The 17,060-nt window shown below is 65.6% G+C and carries 9 protein-coding genes and 3 rRNA genes; 4 read left to right on the top strand and 8 right to left on the bottom strand.

Annotated elements, in window-relative coordinates:
* The first annotated feature begins 28 nt into the window (after positions 1-28).
* From istA to OVA21_RS02340, 3 genes are read left to right on the top strand one after another with little or no spacing between them, the layout of a single operon-like run.
* The gene (istA, locus tag OVA21_RS02350; protein ID WP_268091700.1) at positions 29-964 is read left to right on the top strand and encodes an IS21 family transposase; all 936 of its coding nucleotides are present in this window, start codon (positions 29-31) and stop codon (positions 962-964) included.
* A 6-nt stretch (positions 965-970) separates the two neighbouring features.
* The gene (locus OVA21_RS02345; RefSeq protein WP_442778946.1) at positions 971-1,630 is read left to right on the top strand and encodes a Mu transposase domain-containing protein; all 660 of its coding nucleotides are present in this window, start codon (positions 971-973) and stop codon (positions 1,628-1,630) included.
* Positions 1,630-2,397: an ATP-binding protein gene (locus OVA21_RS02340; RefSeq protein WP_067719582.1), complete on the top strand. Its 768-nt coding sequence runs from the start codon at positions 1,630-1,632 to the stop codon at positions 2,395-2,397. The genes OVA21_RS02345 and OVA21_RS02340 overlap by 1 nt, the downstream gene beginning before the upstream one ends.
* 532 nt (positions 2,398-2,929) lie before the next feature.
* Here the strand turns inward: OVA21_RS02340 and rrf are convergent.
* From rrf to murA, 4 genes are all read right to left on the bottom strand, one after another.
* Positions 2,930-3,046 (bottom strand): 5S ribosomal RNA (gene rrf, locus OVA21_RS02335).
* 91 nt (positions 3,047-3,137) lie between these two features.
* A 23S ribosomal RNA gene (locus OVA21_RS02330) occupies positions 3,138-6,234 on the bottom strand.
* A 341-nt stretch (positions 6,235-6,575) separates the two neighbouring features.
* Positions 6,576-8,093: ribosomal RNA gene (locus OVA21_RS02325) — 16S ribosomal RNA — on the bottom strand.
* Together the 16S, 23S and 5S rRNA genes form the textbook arrangement of a ribosomal RNA operon.
* A 453-nt stretch (positions 8,094-8,546) precedes the next feature.
* A complete protein-coding gene (murA, locus tag OVA21_RS02320; protein WP_120284445.1) occupies positions 8,547-9,830 on the bottom strand; it encodes a UDP-N-acetylglucosamine 1-carboxyvinyltransferase in 1,284 nt (427 codons plus the stop codon).
* Between the two features lie 72 nt (positions 9,831-9,902).
* On the opposite strand from murA, the gene OVA21_RS02315 reads away from it, so the two are divergent.
* Positions 9,903-10,508: a cob(I)yrinic acid a,c-diamide adenosyltransferase gene (locus OVA21_RS02315; protein WP_067712052.1), complete on the top strand. Its 606-nt coding sequence runs from the start codon at positions 9,903-9,905 to the stop codon at positions 10,506-10,508.
* A gap of 30 nt (positions 10,509-10,538) precedes the next feature.
* On the opposite strand, the gene OVA21_RS02310 is transcribed toward OVA21_RS02315, so the two are convergent.
* From OVA21_RS02310 to OVA21_RS02295, 4 genes are all read right to left on the bottom strand, one after another.
* Positions 10,539-11,423 (bottom strand): LuxR C-terminal-related transcriptional regulator, encoded by an 885-nt coding sequence (locus OVA21_RS02310; RefSeq protein ID WP_132063991.1) that lies wholly within the window; start codon positions 11,421-11,423, stop codon positions 10,539-10,541.
* A gap of 182 nt (positions 11,424-11,605) precedes the next feature.
* A complete protein-coding gene (locus OVA21_RS02305; RefSeq protein ID WP_268091697.1) occupies positions 11,606-12,868 on the bottom strand; it encodes a CobW family GTP-binding protein in 1,263 nt (420 codons plus the stop codon).
* Positions 12,856-13,641, bottom strand: a complete 786-nt coding sequence (locus OVA21_RS02300) for an enoyl-CoA hydratase (protein WP_067712041.1) — start codon at positions 13,639-13,641, stop codon at positions 12,856-12,858. The genes OVA21_RS02305 and OVA21_RS02300 overlap by 13 nt, the downstream gene beginning before the upstream one ends.
* An 85-nt stretch (positions 13,642-13,726) precedes the next feature.
* Positions 13,727-16,984, bottom strand: coding sequence for an arabinosyltransferase domain-containing protein (locus tag OVA21_RS02295; protein ID WP_268091696.1), 3,258 nt, complete (start codon positions 16,982-16,984; stop codon positions 13,727-13,729).
* Positions 16,985-17,060 lie beyond the last annotated feature (76 nt).

Below are 17,060 nucleotides of genomic sequence, written 5' to 3'. Positions count from 1 at the left end.
CCGCTTCTTCCTATTTGAGGAGGCTGATGTGGCCGAGTACAAGGCCATCATGACGTTGGCGCTGGCCGGGCATAGCTACAGCGAGATCGTCGCCGCCGTCGGGTGTTCGCGTCGGGAGATCGCGGCGGTGAAGAAGACGATCACCGCGTACGGCATCACCGCCGGCCAAGCGTCGTCGATGAACCCGGCCGAGATCGCCGGGATGTTCCCCGATGGGCGCAAACGCGTCTCGGAGGACTACGCCAAGCCCGATTTTGATCGGGTGCTGGCGTCGATGAAGTTCAACCGGCACTTCACCATCCAGCAGGCCTGGGGCAAATATCTCGCCGACCCCGCCGGGGCCGGGAAGAAGTACGGGTACTCGCAGTACTGTGCCCTGTTCGCCGAGCACGCCCGCATCAAGGACGTGGTGGCCACGCTGCATCACGAACCCGGCAGAACGATGCTGGTCGACTGGGCCGGCGACACCCTCGAGGTCCTCGACGCCGTCACCGGGGAGGTCACCAAGCTGTACTTGTTCGTGGCGGTCCTGCCGTATTCCGGTGCGGTGTTCTGCCGCGGCTTCACGGATATGAAATCGCCGTCCTGGATTGACGCTCACGTCGCCGCATTCGCGTTCTTCGGCGGGACACCGCAGATGGTGGTGCCCGACAACCCGACCACCGCCACTCATCGGCAGAAGCAGGGCGAGGCGGCCAGGGCTGTCAACGTCCGCTACCAGCAGCTGGCCGACCATTACGGCACCGCGATCGTGCCGGCGAGGGTCCGAAAACCCCGCGACAAGGCAGCCGTGGAGTCAGCCGTGGAGGTGGTCAACAAACGCGTCATCGGTTACCTCGCCGAGGAGGTGTGGACCACCGTCGAGGCCCTGAACGCGGCGATCGCCGACCGCGTCGCCGAGATCAACACCCAGATTCGCCGGGCTGACGGTACGACCCGGTGGGAGAGGTTCGAGTCCGACTAAGCGCCGCTGCTGGCGGCCCTGCCCGACGACGGGTTCGCCACGGTGGAATGGAAGCAGCTCAAGGTCGGGCGGAACTATCACGTCTCCTGCGATTCGCAGTACTACTCGGTGCCGTACACCTTCGCCGGTCAGCTGCTGCGGGTGCGCCTGACCGCGCAGTCGGTGACGATCTTCGACGGTGACCAGGTCGTCTGCGAGCACTCCCGGCGCCACGGCCGCAAGGGCCAGTACTCGACGGTGCTGGCTCACGCCCCGAAAGAGCACCAGGGTATCGACGGCCTGTGGTCGCGGCAGTGGTTCACCGACCGTGCCCGCGGGTTCGGCCCCGCCACCGAGCAGGTGATCGCCCAGATCCTGGATCGTCACGTGATCGAGGCGCAGGGCTATCTGGACTGCCAGAACATTCTCGAGACTCTCGGCAAGAGAAGTCGCCAGCGGCTCGAGGCGGCCTGCCAAGTGCTGCTCAACCAGAACAGCGTCGGCAGCTACAGCGTGCTCAAACGCGTCATGGCCACCATCGATTCCGATGGCAAAGCGCCCCGACCCGTGGTCCCGGCGGCGGCCACACGAAAGCCCCCGCCACCGGCCGGAGCCCGAGACGACGGCGCGGTGCAGGTGCGCTCGGCCGATCACTATGCGCGCGGCCGCAGCGGGGAGGGCGTGTGATGTTCACGGAGATCGATCACCAGAAGTTCCGCAATCTGCGCATCACGCACGTGGCGACCCGGTTCGAGGAGCTGATCAGCGATGAGGCCAATGACGAGCTCACCCCGGAGCAGATCTTTCTCACCGCCGTCGACGACGCCTTGGACCAGCGCCAGGCCCACCGGATCGACAAGCTGATCCGAGCGGCGAAGTTCCCGATCCCGCAGGCCTCGATCGCGGAGATCAACTACCAGGAAGGACGCGGGATCACCCCGGTGCGGATGAAACGCTACGCCGGGCACCACTGGCGCCAAGACCCGACCAACCTGCTGGTCCTCTCACCGACCGGCGGCGGGAAAACCTACCTGGCCTGCGCGATCGGCATCGCCGCCTGCCAGAACGGGCACACCGTCACCTACGCCCGCATGGACGAACTCGCCCGGCGGCTGGTCATCGCCCGCGGCGACGGCATCCGCCACCAGAAGATGCTCAACGACCTCTCGGACGTGGAGCTGCTGATCATCGACGATTTCCTGACCGTGGGCATCGATCCTGAGGCCGCGAACGACTTGTTCGCCGTGTTGGCCAACCGGGAGCACCGGCTGCCGACGATGATCGCTTCCCAATCCCGGCCGGCGTACTGGCTCGAGGCGCTGCCTGACCGGGTCGCCGCGGACTCCATCGTCAACCGCCTGGCCAACAACGCCCGCGAGATCAACCTCGGCGAAGTCGACATGCGCCGACAGCGCGACGACCAAGCCCGAGCCGCTACCGGCTACTGGGAGTAACCCCCGACGGTGCCGGCCCGCTTCACACACGGGCCGGTTCCGGGTCGCCGGAATGGCGGTACCAACTCGCCGGACCCGCGGTACCGACAAGCCCTATCTGCCAGCCTGCGTGATGCACTCACTGCTGGATCTCATTTCGGTAGGCCCCTCACTTTAAGAGGGTCCACCGTCCGAGATCACCGCAGCAGGCCACACCGCCGGTTGGAGACGAACCCCTGCATCCGGCGATTAGTGGCGGCCGGTGAATGTTCCGGGGACGTCGGATGAGTATCCGAATTGGCGGGTGCCGTTGTCGGGTCCCGGTGGTGAGGTCGTGGGTGTGGAGCAGTTGCGGGGTTCGGCGTTGGCGCGTCGGGTGATGGGTGCCGCCGGCGGTCGGCTGGCCTGATGGCCGGGTCGGCCTGGTGCGGGCCGGCCTGGTGTGGGCCGGCCTGGTGTGGGCCGGCCTGGTGTGGGCCGGCCTGGTGTGGGTGCAATGACGAGAGCCCCGAGTCACCGGTGAGGGTGATTCGGGGCTCTCGTGTGAAGTTGTGTTCGGCGGTGACCTACTCTCCCACACCCTCACGAGTGCAGTACCATCGGCGCTGGCAGGCTTAGCTTCCGGGTTCGGAATGGGACCGGGCGTTTCCCTGCCGCTATGGCCGCCGTAACTCTGTGAAACAAGGCCCACGTGTTTTTGCGTGGGTGTGTTGTTTCAGATACTGCACAGTGGACGCGTTGCGATTCTTTAGGGGCTGTTTGTGTGTAAGCCCTCGGCCGATTAGTACCGGTCACCTGCACGCATTGCTGCGCTTCCAGTTCCGGCCTATCAACCCCATGGTCTGTGGGGGGCCTTAACCACGCGAAGGTGGTGAGAAACCTCATCTTGGAACAGGCTTCCCGCTTAGATGCTTTCAGCGGTTATCCCTTCCGAACGTAGCTAACCAGCGATGCTCCTGGTGGAACAACTGGCACACCAGAGGTTCGTCCGTCCCGGTCCTCTCGTACTAGGGACAGCCTTCCTCAAGTTTCTTACGCGCGCGGCGGATAGAGACCGAACTGTCTCACGACGTTCTAAACCCAGCTCGCGTGCCGCTTTAATGGGCGAACAGCCCAACCCTTGGGACCTACTCCAGCCCCAGGATGCGACGAGCCGACATCGAGGTGCCAAACCATCCCGTCGATATGGACTCTTGGGGAAGATCAGCCTGTTATCCCCGGGGTACCTTTTATCCGTTGAGCGACACCGCTTCCACTTGCCGGTGCCGGATCACTAGTCCCGACTTTCGTCCCTGCTCGACGTGTCAGTCTCACAGTCAAGCTCCCTTGTGCACTTGCACTCAACACCTGATTGCCATCCAGGCTGAGGGAACCTTTGGGCGCCTCCGTTACTCTTTAGGAGGCAACCGCCCCAGTTAAACTACCCACCAGGCACTGTCCCTAACCCAGATCATGGGCCGAGGTTAGACGTCCAATACGATCAGAGTGGTATTTCAACAACGACTCCACACACACTGGCGTGCATGCTTCACAGTCTCCCACCTATCCTACACAAACCGAATCGAACGCCAATACCAAGCTATAGTAAAGGTCCCGGGGTCTTTTCGTCCTGCCGCGCGTAACGAGCATCTTTACTCGTAGTGCAATTTCGCCGAGTCTGTGGTCGAGACAGCAGAGAAGTCGTTACGCCATTCGTGCAGGTCGGAACTTACCCGACAAGGAATTTCGCTACCTTAGGATGGTTATAGTTACCACCGCCGTTTACTGGGGCTTAAATTCTCAGCTTCGCCTTGCGGCTAACCGGTCCTCTTAACCTTCCAGCACCGGGCAGGCGTCAGTCCGTATACATCGACTTACGTCTTCGCACGGACCTGTGTTTTTAGTAAACAGTCGCTTCTCTCTGGTCTCTGCGACCACCCCCAGCTCAGATCGCAAGGATCGTCACCGGGCGTGGTCCCCCTTCTCCCGAAGTTACGGGGGCATTTTGCCGAGTTCCTTAACCACAGTTCTCTCGATCGCCTTGGTATTCTCTACCTGATCACCTGTGTCGGTTTGGGGTACGGGCCGTGTATGAACTCACTAGAGGCTTTTCTCGGCAGCATAGGATCACTGAATTCCCCACAACGGGTATGCATCAAGTCTCAGCCTTGATGTGACACGGATTTGCCTATGTCACGGCCTACACTCTTACACCAGTACAACCACTGACTGGCCCAGCTACCTTCCTGCGTCACCCCATCGCTTGGCTACTACCAGTTCAGGTCCCGCGCATCCGGTCCACGTCATCCCGAAGGATGCTCTAGGACGTTCAGGGCGGTTAGTATCACTGATTCACCATGGGCGCGCACACACGGGTACGGGAATATCAACCCGTTGTCCATCGACTACGCCTGTCGGCCTCGCCTTAGGTCCCGACTCACCCTGGGCAGATTAGCTTGACCCAGGAACCCTTGATCATTCGGCGGACGAGTTTCTCACTCGTCATTCGCTACTCATGCCTGCATTCTCACTCGTGTGGCCTCCACGCCTGGATCACTCCGACGCTTCTATGGCCACACGACGCTCCCCTACCCATCCATACACCTGCCCGGAGGAGGTTATTGTATGAATGCCGCGGCTTCGGCGGTGTACTTGAGCCCCGCTAAATTGTCGGCGCAGGACCACTTGACCAGTGAGCTATTACGCACTCTTTCAAGGGTGGCTGCTTCTAAGCCAACCTCCTGGCTGTCTCAGCGATCCCACATCCTTTTCCACTTAGTACACGCTTAGGGGCCTTAGCCGGCGATCTGGGCTGTTTCCCTCTCGACTATGAAGCTTATCCCCCACAGTCTCACTGCCGCACTCTCACACCTCGGCATTCGGAGTTTGGCTGACGTCAGTAACCTTGTAGGGCCCATCGGCCATCCAGTAGCTCTACCTCCGAGGTGAAACATGCGACGCTGCACCTAAATGCATTTCGGGGAGAACCAGCTATCACGGAGTTTGATTGGCCTTTCACCCCTACCCACAACTCATCCCCTCAGTTTTCAACCTAAGTGGGTTCGCGCCTCCACGACGTCTTACCGTCGCTTCACACTGGCCATGGGTAGATCACTCCGCTTCGGGTCTAGAGCATGCCACTACAGTCGCCCTATTAGGACTCGCTTTCGCTACGGCTTCCCCACACGGGTTAACCTCGCGACATACCACTAACTCGCAGGCTCATTCTTCAAAAGGCACGCCATCAGCCCTCAAGCCTCTGACGGATTGTAAGCACACGGTTTCAGGTACTATTTCACTCCCCTCCCGGGGTACTTTTCACCATTCCCTCACGGTACTAATCCGCTATCGGTCACCAAGAAGTATTTAGGCTTACCGGGTGGTCCCGGCAGATTCACAGCAGATTTCACGGGCCCGCTGCTACTTGGGAACACAAATCGCCCCGCCGCAAGGTTTTCAGGTACGGGACTCTCACCCTCTCCGGCCGACCCTTCCAAGTCGTTCCCCTAACCCGCGATCAATCAGCGCCCGGTCCGGCAGAACCGGGACATCATGCCCCACAACACCACACACGCAACCCCTGCCGGGTATCACACGCATGCGGTTTAGCCTGATCCGCGTTCGCTCGCCGCTACTGACGGAATCACTATTGTTTTCTCTTCCTGCGGGTACTGAGATGTTTCACTTCCCCGCGTTCCCTCCACACACCCTATGTATTCAGATGCGGGTAACACGCCATCACGCGTGCTGGGTTTCCCCATTCGGACACCCTCGGATCACAGCTCGTTTGGCAGCTCCCCGAGGCTTATCGCAGCCTACTACGTCCTTCATCGGCTCTTGGTGCCAAGGCATCCACCGTGTGCTCTTACACACTTACATTCACAAACAATTAAAGATGCTCGCGTCCACTGTGCAGTTCTCAAACAACACACACCAACCCCACCCACACCCCGGCCACGTATGGCGCATCAGATGTCTCGGGAATCAGTGCCATCAGAAACAACCAAACCCGAAGGCCCGATGGTGTTGTTTCAGACACCCAACAGTGTGTTTCGTCCGGACCACGCTAACGCCGGCACCAGATCCTGCAATCTGATACCGCCGATCACGGCGAGTCCTGCGCGATAGTGTTCCACCCAATGAGCCACAGAGCGCGCCACATTCGGACGCGAACCCTGCGCAAACTCTGACCACACCAAAGCGTGGTGAGTGCTCCTTAGAAAGGAGGTGATCCAGCCGCACCTTCCGGTACGGCTACCTTGTTACGACTTCGTCCCAATCGCCGATCCCACCTTCGACGGCTCCCTCCACAAGGGTTAGGCCACCGGCTTCGGGTGTTACCGACTTTCATGACGTGACGGGCGGTGTGTACAAGGCCCGGGAACGTATTCACCGCAGCGTTGCTGATCTGCGATTACTAGCGACTCCGACTTCATGGGGTCGAGTTGCAGACCCCAATCCGAACTGAGACCAGCTTTAAGGGATTCGCTCCACCTCGCGGTATCGCAGCCCTCTGTACTAGCCATTGTAGCATGTGTGAAGCCCTAGACATAAGGGGCATGATGATTTGACGTCATCCCCACCTTCCTCCGAGTTGACCCCGGCAGTCTCTCACGAGTCCCCACCATTACGTGCTGGCAACATGAGACAGGGGTTGCGCTCGTTGCGGGACTTAACCCAACATCTCACGACACGAGCTGACGACAACCATGCACCACCTGTATACAAGCCACAAGGGAAACGACATCTCTGCCGTCGTCCTGTATATGTCAAGCCTAGGTAAAGGTTCTTCGCGTTGCATCGAATTAATCCACATGCTCCGCCGCTTGTGCGGGCCCCCGTCAATTCCTTTGAGTTTTAGCCTTGCGGCCGTACTCCCCAGGCGGGGCGCTTAATGCGTTAGCTACGGCACGGAGTCCGTGGAAGGACCCCACACCTAGCGCCCACCGTTTACGGCATGGACTACCAGGGTATCTAATCCTGTTCGCTACCCATGCTTTCGCTCCTCAGCGTCAGTTACTACCCAGAGACCCGCCTTCGCCACCGGTGTTCCTCCTGATATCTGCGCATTTCACCGCTACACCAGGAATTCCAGTCTCCCCTGTAGTACTCAAGTCTGCCCGTATCGCCTGCACGCCCCCGGTTAAGCCGAGGGATTTCACAGACGACGTGACAAACCGCCTACGAGCTCTTTACGCCCAGTAATTCCGGACAACGCTCGCACCCTACGTATTACCGCGGCTGCTGGCACGTAGTTAGCCGGTGCTTCTTCTGCAGGTACCGTCACTTGCGCTTCGTCCCTACTGAAAGGGGTTTACAATCCGAAGACCGTCATCCCCCACGCGGCGTCGCTGCATCAGGCTTTCGCCCATTGTGCAATATTCCCCACTGCTGCCTCCCGTAGGAGTCTGGGCCGTGTCTCAGTCCCAGTGTGGCCGATCACCCTCTCAGGCCGGCTACCCGTCGTCGCCTTGGTAGGCCATTACCCCACCAACAAGCTGATAGGCCGCGGGCTCATCCTGCACCGAAAAACTTTCCAACCCCCACCATGCGGCAGGAGTTCATATCCGGTATTAGACCCAGTTTCCCAGGCTTATCCCGAAGTGCAGGGCAGATTACCCACGTGTTACTCACCCGTTCGCCACTCGTGTACCCCCGAAGGGGCCTTACCGTTCGACTTGCATGTGTTAAGCACGCCGCCAGCGTTCGTCCTGAGCCAGGATCAAACTCTCCATAAAAGCTTCTCAGCACTACGAAAAGCACAATCCAAGCAAAAACAAACCAAAAAACTGGCTGTTCAAACAAAAACGCGACCCCCACGACAGGGATGTGAAAGGGTCGCAACCAAACAAGAAATTTGGCACTATCACAAACAAAACACACTGTTGAGTTCTCAAACAACACCCACACACCACTGACCAGCCATCCGAAGACAACCAGCTCGCGGGGCAGTCACTGCAATCCGCCACCCGCTCGGGGCAACTTCTCCAGCGTAGGTGACCCGCCCGCCCCAGTCAAACCAGGAGAACCGGACACCCGCACTTTCCCACCACCCGAACCAGGCCCTCGCCTCTCGGCTCCGGCCCGCTCCCTGGCGGCTCCGATAAAGTTACACGGGCCGCGGCGAAAGTACTAATCGCCTGGTCAGAGGCAGTTTCGGCGTTGCGTGCCCGATCTCCGCCCCGTCGACCTCAACGATGGGTGGGCACTCGCTCGATCTCGCCGCCGAGGGACCGGACGTTCCCGACGAAGTCGGAGTATCCCCGGTCGATGTGGAAGACCTCGCAGACCTCGGTGACGTCGTCCGCGCACATGCCGGCCAACACGAGCCCGGCCCCGGCGCGGATGTCGCTCGCCCAGACCGTCGCGGAGTCCAGGCGTTCGCGGCCGACGATCTTGGCGTGGTGACCGTCGGTCTCGGCGGTCACGCCCATGCGGACCATCTCCTCGACGAACCGGAACCGTGCCTCGAAGAGGTTCTCGGTCACCACCGACACCCCCTCGGACACGGAGGCGAGTGCGATCGCCATCGGCTGGAGGTCGGTGGGGAAACCGGGGAAGGGCAGGGTCCGGATGTCCCGGGCCCGCGGCCGGCCCTCCTGGGCGACCCGGATCCAGTCGGGCCCGGTCTCGACGTCGGCACCCACCGCGCGCAGGTTCTCAAGCACCACATGGATGAACATGGGGTCGATGCCGGTGACGGTGACGTCGCCCCGGGTCATCACCGCACCCATGGCCCAGGTGGCCGCGACGATCCGGTCCCCGACCACCCGGTGACTGACCGGCGTCAGCTCATCGACGCCGCGGATGGTGATCGTGCTCGTCCCCGCGCCGCTGATCTGTGCCCCCATCTCGTTGAGCAGGTCGCAGATGTCGACGATCTCCGGCTCGCGCGCGGCGTTCTTGAGAACCGAGGTGCCCTCCGCCAGGACCGCCGCGGTCACGAAGGTCTCGGTCGCGCCGACGGACGGGAAGCTCAACTCGTAGTCCGCGCCCCGGAGCTCGGTCGCGTCGGCGACGAGTCGGCCGTGGTCCATGCGGGTGCGGGCGCCGAGCCGGTTGAGTCCGTTCTGGTGCCAGTTGAGGGGACGGCTGCCGATCGCGTCTCCGCCGGGCATCGCGATCACGGCGCGATGATGGCGGCCGACCAGTGGTCCCAGGATGCACACCGATGCGCGCAGGCGCTGGGCCGCTTTGTCATCGGCCACGTGCCCCAACTCAGCCGGGGTGTCGATCACGACGGTGTCGCCGGAGACCTCGACCGTGCACCCGAGGTGGCGCAGCACATCGGCCATCGCGGGGACGTCGGAGATCGTCGGGCAATTGGTCAGCGTCGTCCGCCCCTCGGCCATGAGCGCCACCGCCATCAGCTTGAGCACGCTGTTCTTGGCGCCTGATACGGAGATCTCGCCGGACAGTCGGGTACCGCCGCGGACGAGGAAGCTCTCCTCGCGGGACGTGGGATTAGCGCTCACGGTTCCACCCTAGGCGAGAGGAGGGAGGGATCCGCTCCAGCCGCGGCCCCGCGGCAGCGTAGGTTGGCCGACATGGCTGTTCACCTGACCAAGATCTATACCCGGACCGGCGACGACGGGTCCACGGGCCTCTCCGATTTCTCGCGCGTGAGCAAGAACGATCCCCGACTGGTGGCGTACGCGGACTGCGACGAGGCCAACGCGGCGATCGGCGTGGCCGTGACGCTCGGAGGCCTGGACGACCGTGTCGTCGCGGTACTGCGGACCGTGCAGAACGACCTCTTCGACGCCGGCGCGGACCTGTCGACGCCGGAGGTCGAGGACCCCAAGTACCCGCCGCTGCGCATCGAGCAGCCCTATATCGATCGCCTCGAGAGCTGGATCGACCAGTTCAACGCCGAGGTGCCGGACCTGACGTCGTTCATTTTGCCGGGCGGGACCCCGGGGGGTGCGTACCTGCACGTCGCCCGTACCGTCACCCGACGGGCGGAGCGTTCGGCATGGGCGGCCGTCGAGGCCCATCCGGAGACGACCTCGGTCCTGCCGGCGAAGTACCTGAACCGGCTGTCGGATTTGCTGTTCGTCCTGGGCCGGGTCGCGAACCCGGAGGGCGACGTCCTGTGGGTGCCCGGCGGGGGAGCGCGGCTGACCGGAGCTCAGCGGACGGAGCGCGGCTGACCGGACCGCGACCGGCCGGAGCGGTGCGGGTCAGGGCAGCGCGCCCATGCGGCGTGCTGCGTTGACCGCCTCGAACCGGGTGTGCGCGTCGAGTTTCCGCATCACCGACCGCAGGTAGCTCTTCACCGTCTCGGCACCGATGCCCATGTCGACGGCGGTCTCGATGTTGGTCTTGCCCTGGGCTACGCACGCCAGCACGTCGAGTTCGCGGCGGGACAACCGCGCGGTGGGCATCTCGGGCGGCGGGGAGACCATCTCGGCACAGATGCGTTCGAGCTCCGCGCGGACGTCCGGGTCCTCGGTGCGTGAGGCGAGCATCCGCAGGCGGGCGTGGGTCTCGCGCATCCGCTCGTTGGACAGCACGTCGTCCCACCGGCCCTCGCCGGAGCCGGGCCCGACCGGGGCGGCGCCGCGGGCCGCCAGTGCGTCGTTGACCGCGATCTCCTGTTCCAGGGCACGGGCGGTGGCCGCCATCTGGTTGAGGACCTTCTCGCCGAACCTGACCGAGGAGTGGACACCGGCGTAGATCACCGCGCGTACGTCCTTGCCCACCACGACGGGGATCGCGGCCATCGACCGCAGCCCCTCGGAGAGCACCGGCAGGTCGTACTCGTGGGTGATGACCCCGGCCCGCGGGTAGTCCGCCACGCCGACCGGCTTGCCGGTGGCCATGACCCGACCGCCCACGCCCGCCCCGTAGTGGACCTTGAGGTCCTTCATCGCCGAGGTCCGCATCCCGAGGGACTCGGACAGGACCAACGTGTGGCCCTCCCCGACGACACCACCGATCGTCACGGGGATCCCCGTGGCCTCCCGCAGCGCCGCGATCGCGCTACGCACCGAGGCGAGGTCACGCTTGCGTCGCTGGGCGTCCCCGGCGCCGCTCGGGCCGTGGCCGGTGTTGTCCTCGTCCACGAGGTCTCCTCCCTCGTCCGTGCAGCACCCCCGCCGCGGGCGGGTTGGCCCCCCTGCCGGTGCGACACTTCGGCGTCGTCAGCGCCACTATACGCACGTGGTCGGGGTGACGCCGAACCAGAACATGAGAGAGGCGTCAGGTCGTCGGGGGTTCCGGCCGCAGCTTCGTCCCCGCACCGCGGTCAGGGGGTGAAAGCTGGATCGAATGCCTCCGGATCCTCGGGATCGGCCAACATCGCGGCGACCCCGGTGACGGGCGCCGCGCGCTGTTCGTCGTAGATCCATTCCTCGACGTCGCTGGAGTCCGGGTCGCCGACGAGGTACGGGTGCAGGCCCAGCATGGCCGAGGCGTCAACCGTCTCCCCGGTGTCCAGCACGGTCTCGTCGAGGAAGCGGACCACCTCGTCGTCGTCCATCTCCACGCCGATCACCACCAGACCCTCCGGCCCCTCTCCCCCGGCGCGCAGCTCCAACCGGCGACCCACCAGAGCCACCTCGTAGCGGCGGGGGCCGTCCGCGCCTGCCAGGGTCAACGTGCCCTTGGCGCGGTAGGCGCCGGCCGGCGGCGCCGAGACCGCGGTGAGGAAGCGGCGCGGGTGCAGGGGACCGGCCGGCGTCACGGTGACGGCCGTGTAGCCGTCATGCAGGTGTCCGTGCTCGTGGTGTCCGTGCTCGTGGTGTCCGTGCCCGCCGTGTCCGTGCTCGTGGCGTCCGTGCTCGCCGTTCCGGTGGCTGCCGCCGGACGTCGCGGCGGGCGCGGCGGGCGGTGCGCCGTCGGGGGCCATGTCCAGGAGCAACCCGGCCGGGACCGCGGCGCGGACCGCCGGGAGCACGGCCACGCGCGGGGCGTGGGTGCGGATCGTCGCCCGGAGCTCGCCGAACCGCTCGCGGGTGATGAGGTCGCACTTGTTGACGACGACGAGGTCGGCCTCCGCCAGGTGCGCCGCGAGTCGCGGATGTCGCGTCATGGCGTCATCGAGGCCCTCGGCGTCGACGACCTGGACCATCCCCGCATGGCGCGCCACGTGCCGCGGCACGTCGTGGACCATCCGCGACAGGACGGGCGGCTCGGCCAGGCCACTGGCCTCGATGACCGCGAAATCCAGGCCCAGCTCGGGACCCGCGAGCCGGGTGAGGGTCTCGCCGAGCTCACCGGCGTCGACCTCGCAGCACACGCAGCCGTTGGCGAGCGAGACCATGGAGTCCACCCGCCCGGCGACGGCGGTGGCGTCCACGTCGATCTCGCCGAAGTCGTTGACGATCGCGGCGATGCGCAGCCCCGGTGTGCCGGACAGCAGGTGGTTGAGCAGCGTGGTCTTGCCGGCGCCCAGGTAGCCGGTCAAGACCAGGACGGGCAGGGGCTCGCCGGGGGCGCGGTGCGCGTCATCGCGCCCACCGCCCCCGGCGAGGTGCCCGTGCCTCAGTCCGTCGTTCAGCGACGCCACTCGGGCTTCCGCTTCTCCGCGAACGCGGACATGCCCTCGGTCTGGTCCTCCGTGGCGAACAGCGCGTAGAAGGCGTTCTGCTCGGCGAGCAGGCCCTCCTCGAGAGTGGTCTCGAAGGAGCGGTTGACCGCCTGCTTCGCGACGATGGCCGTGGTCTTGCTCATGGAGGCGATCGTGGTGGCGACCTTCATGGTCTCGTCGAGCAGCTCGGCCGCGGGGACGACGCGCGCGACCAGGCCGGAGCGCTCGGCCTCGTCGGCGTCCATCTGGCGGCCGGTCAGGCACAGGTCCATGGCCTTGGCCTTGCCCACCGCACGGGTGAGGCGCTGCGAACCGCCCATGCCGGGGATGACGCCGAGGGTGATCTCGGGCTGGCCGAACTTGGCGTTGTCGCCGGCGATGATCATGTCGCACATCATCGCCAGCTCGCAGCCGCCGCCCAGGGCGAAACCGGACACGGCGGCGATGATCGGCGTGCGCGCGGCGGTGAGGCGCTTCCAGTCGTGGAAGAACCGCTCGAGGTAGATGCCCGGGTAGTTCTTGTCCTTCATTTCCTTGATGTCGGCGCCGGCCGCGAAGGCCTTCTCCGACCCGGTGATGACGATGCACCCGACCCCGGGATCGCCGTCCAACGCCTCGACGGCCTCGACGACCTCCTTCTCCATGCCGCTGGACAGCGCGTTGAGCGCCTTGGGGCGGTTGAGCGTGATGGTCGCGACCCGGTCGGTCTGCTCGACCAGGATGTTCTCGAACTGCTTCTCCGTCACGGACATGCGTGTCTCCAGTCTGTCGTCGTCAGGTGCCTGTGCGCCATTACTTGGAAGTCCTTGTAATAGCTCCGGGGCCGATGCTAGCCGGTCACCGCGCGAGCGGCCCACCGTTCCACAGTCCCGACCGTACGGCCTCGTCGTGGGTGACGGTCGCCTCGCGCGCCTCGGGCACGAGCGGGGTGTACCGCACGAGCGATCCCCAGTCGCGGTCCCAGTCGTGTTCGAGGTAGGTCGGCACCGTCTCGCCCTCGAGCAGCAACTCGATGAACCCGATGGGGCCACCGCCGTCCCACGCCTGCCACGTGTTGGTGGAGCTCACGGCCAGTCCCCGATCGGGCAGGACGCGGTACTCGGGCAGTTCGTAGACGCCGACGTACTCGTCGAACGGGCGCAGGCACGGGGTGTGGAACGCGACCGCCCAGTCCGGCAGCACCGGCCTCGAGTCGCCGACCAGTTGCTGCATGGTGACCAGCTCCGGCATGCGCGGCGGGGTGAACGCGATCCACCGCGACGGGTCCGGGTCGAGGTCGCGGACGACCAACCGGATGGCCGAGGCGTCGACGGGCAGGGTGTCCATCGGCACGCGCAGGTTGCGCCAGGACGGAGCCGGCCCGATGTCGATCGGCAGGACCGAGCCCGCCACCTCGAACTCCCCGCCACCGGTGGAGTACTCGACGAGCACCGCGTCGGGAGCGAAGGACCCGGCCACACCGATCGTGACGAGCGGGCCCTCCCCCTTCTCGCCGTTCTCCCCGTTCTCCCGGGGGAGCCGGTACCAGTCGGTGGTCGCCTCCGCGTTGAACTGCGCACCCGACTGGTGGCTGCCGAGGACCGGCACGCGGGCGGGGTCGAGTCCGAACGGCAGGACTGCGTGGCTGCCGTTGATGCCCTCCCCGATGCGCACGCCGCCCTCGGTGCCGGCGGTGGTCGACGTGGTGTCGGAGCCCTCGCCGGTGCCGGGGGTGTCGGTATCGGCCGCCTGCGTGGCGGTGAGGTCGGTCGGGATCCCGTCGGGGTCGAACACGACCGCCTCGCCGCCGGCCTCGAGCTGGTCCCGGGGCTCGCCGACGGGGGCGAGCAGGCCGGCGTTGGCGTCGGGCTCGGCGAGCACGACATCGGCGATGCCGCACGGCTCGCCGGAGAGAGCGCGGAGGTTCTGCAGGCCCACCGAGTACGCGGGGTACTGGTTGCGGACCGCTGCGGCCATGGAGGCGACGATGACGACGACGACGAGGGCCGCGGCCAGCCCGAGTGGGGCGTGGGAGACCTCACGGGCGAACCGGAGCAGGGGGCCGCGGTCGCCACCGTCCCGCTCCTGCCCGGTGCGCGTCATGAACGGCTCCCGGTAGTGCAGGACCAGGGCGGCGAGGAGCGCCAGGAGCATCAGCCCGAGGAACACCGAGTAGAGGGTGATCCCGGCGATGGTCGGCTGGGTGCCGCCCCACGGGATGCCGTAGATGGAGATGTACCACCAACCGTTGGTGGAGGTGAAGCTCAGCGCCAGGACGAACAGGACGCCGGCGAGGAAGAGCATGCGGTTGCGCAGCGACCTGGTCGCCGCCGGGAGGACCGCCATGGTCACCAGCGCCGCCAGCGCCGCGCCGATGGTGGCGAAGGCGCCGAAGTGGTGGGTCCACTTGGTGGGGTTGAGCGCCATGAACGCGATCGAGATGGCCGCCAATCCCACGATGCGGCGGGCGGGGCCCACGGACACCCCGGGGATCCGGCCCTTACGGAACAGGATCGCGGCGCAGGTGATGAGGGACAGGAGCATGGCGAGTACACCGAAACGGCGGGCCAGCGAGCCGTCCGGGGTGGGGTTCATCAGCCATTCGTAGCGCCACACCTCCTCGTACCAGCTGCCCGAGGGGCCGACATCCCCGAGCAGCGCCGACGACTGCAGCGTGGTGACCAGCGGCTGGTCGAGGAAGATGAGGTGCAGCACGCCCAGTCCGGCGGCCAGCAGCGGCGCGACGGTCGGTACCCAGCCGTCGCGCTTCGCGCGCCGGATGACGAGCAGCAGTAGTGGCCTGGACGCGGCGATGATGACCGCGATGCAGAACGTTCCCGTGGGCGCTGCGGACAGGGTGAGCCCACCGATGATGAACCCGGTCGCCGCGGGTAGCAGCCGTCCCGTCGCGAGTGCCCGCTCGAGCGAGACCCAGGTGGCCAGGACACCGAAGGCGATGATCGGTTCGGGCCGGAGGCCGTTGTTGTAGGTGAGCCAGAACGCGAGGAAGACCGCGGCGGTGCTCCACCGCACGGCCGCGGCGCGGCGGGCGGCGATGCCGAGCCTCGGGATGACCTCCCGGGACAGCAGGATCCACGAGGCGATGCCGAGCAGCAGCGCGGGCAGTCGGAGCCAGACGCTGCCCAGCGAGATGGCGCTCATACCCGTGTAGAGGTAGTACGGCATGCCGAACGGCGCGTACGGGGCCCCGTAGTAGCGGAACACCTCGGGCATGTAGCCGCTGGAGACGGCAGCGCGCGCCTCGGTGAGGATGTAGCCGTCGTCGGCGGTGTTGGCCCCGATGACGTGCCACACTAGGAGCGTCGCCACGACCAGCAGGTCCAGCGGACGCGGTTTCCACCAGCCCGGTGGGAGGATGCGTCGCGCGGTCCGCCCGTCCCGCAGGTCGAGCCGGTGCAACGCGACGAGTGCCACGAGGATCGCGAGGATGCCCACGACGATCGCGATCTGCTTGATGGCGGTCGCCTGCGTGGTGTAGCGCGAGTCGACCGTGATGTCGACGGCCATGCCCTCCGGTGCCGCGCCCTCCAGGTCGGTGAACACCCCGACCACCTGTGGACGGAGGTCCGCGTCGATCCGGCCCCCGACGCCCTGCCCGTCGATCTCCAGGCCGACGAACTCGGCACCGATCGAGCCGGAGTCGGCCGTGACGCGGATCGTGGAGCACGCGCCGGGCGCGGCGACCGCGTCGGTGGGCGCGGAGGCGACGAGCGCGTTGCGGCTGCGGACCTCCACGTCGGGGCCGGCCACGGACACCATGAGCGCGCGGGCCGCCGCGTTCTCCCCCGCCTCGCGGGGCGCGGTCGAGACCAGCACGCCGTCCTCGCGGCCGTCGGGCAACTGCCCGACGGCCGTGCACGGCACCTCGACGGTGAGGTCGAGCGGGTAGTACGCGACGAGCGGCGCGGTGACCGGCTCGAGGGTGCCCGCCTCGGGCCAGCTGACGGTGGAGGTGGTCTGCGTGACCGGCAGCAGCGGCACGATGATCGCGAGCAGGATGCCGACGAGTCCGCTGACGGCGGCGACGATCCCCCACCGAGGTCCCCTACGGGACTTTTCCGGCACGTCAGGGACCTCGGCGGCAGTCGATGGCATGGCGTCCACGCTATAACGAGGGGAGGACGTTCCCCGAAACGACGAACGCGCCGGAGGGGGTTCCCTCCGACGCGTT

Origin of the sequence: Dietzia sp. SL131 (assembly GCF_026672565.1) — a bacterium.
Classification (GTDB): Bacteria; Actinomycetota; Actinomycetes; order Mycobacteriales; family Mycobacteriaceae; genus Dietzia; species Dietzia kunjamensis.
The sequence above is the reverse complement of the archived record's forward strand: the minus strand, read 5'-3'. Positions and strand labels throughout refer to the sequence as shown.

Coding starts and splice junctions, on each gene's coding strand:
- OVA21_RS02340 (WP_067719582.1), top strand. CDS start 1,630: ATGTTCACGGAGATCGATCACCAGAAGTTCCGCAATCTGCGCATCACG.
- OVA21_RS02315 (WP_067712052.1), top strand. CDS start 9,903: ATGGCTGTTCACCTGACCAAGATCTATACCCGGACCGGCGACGACGGG.
- OVA21_RS02300 (WP_067712041.1), bottom strand. CDS start 13,641: ATGTCCGTGACGGAGAAGCAGTTCGAGAACATCCTGGTCGAGCAGACC.
- OVA21_RS02295 (WP_268091696.1), bottom strand. CDS start 16,984: ATGCCATCGACTGCCGCCGAGGTCCCTGACGTGCCGGAAAAGTCCCGT.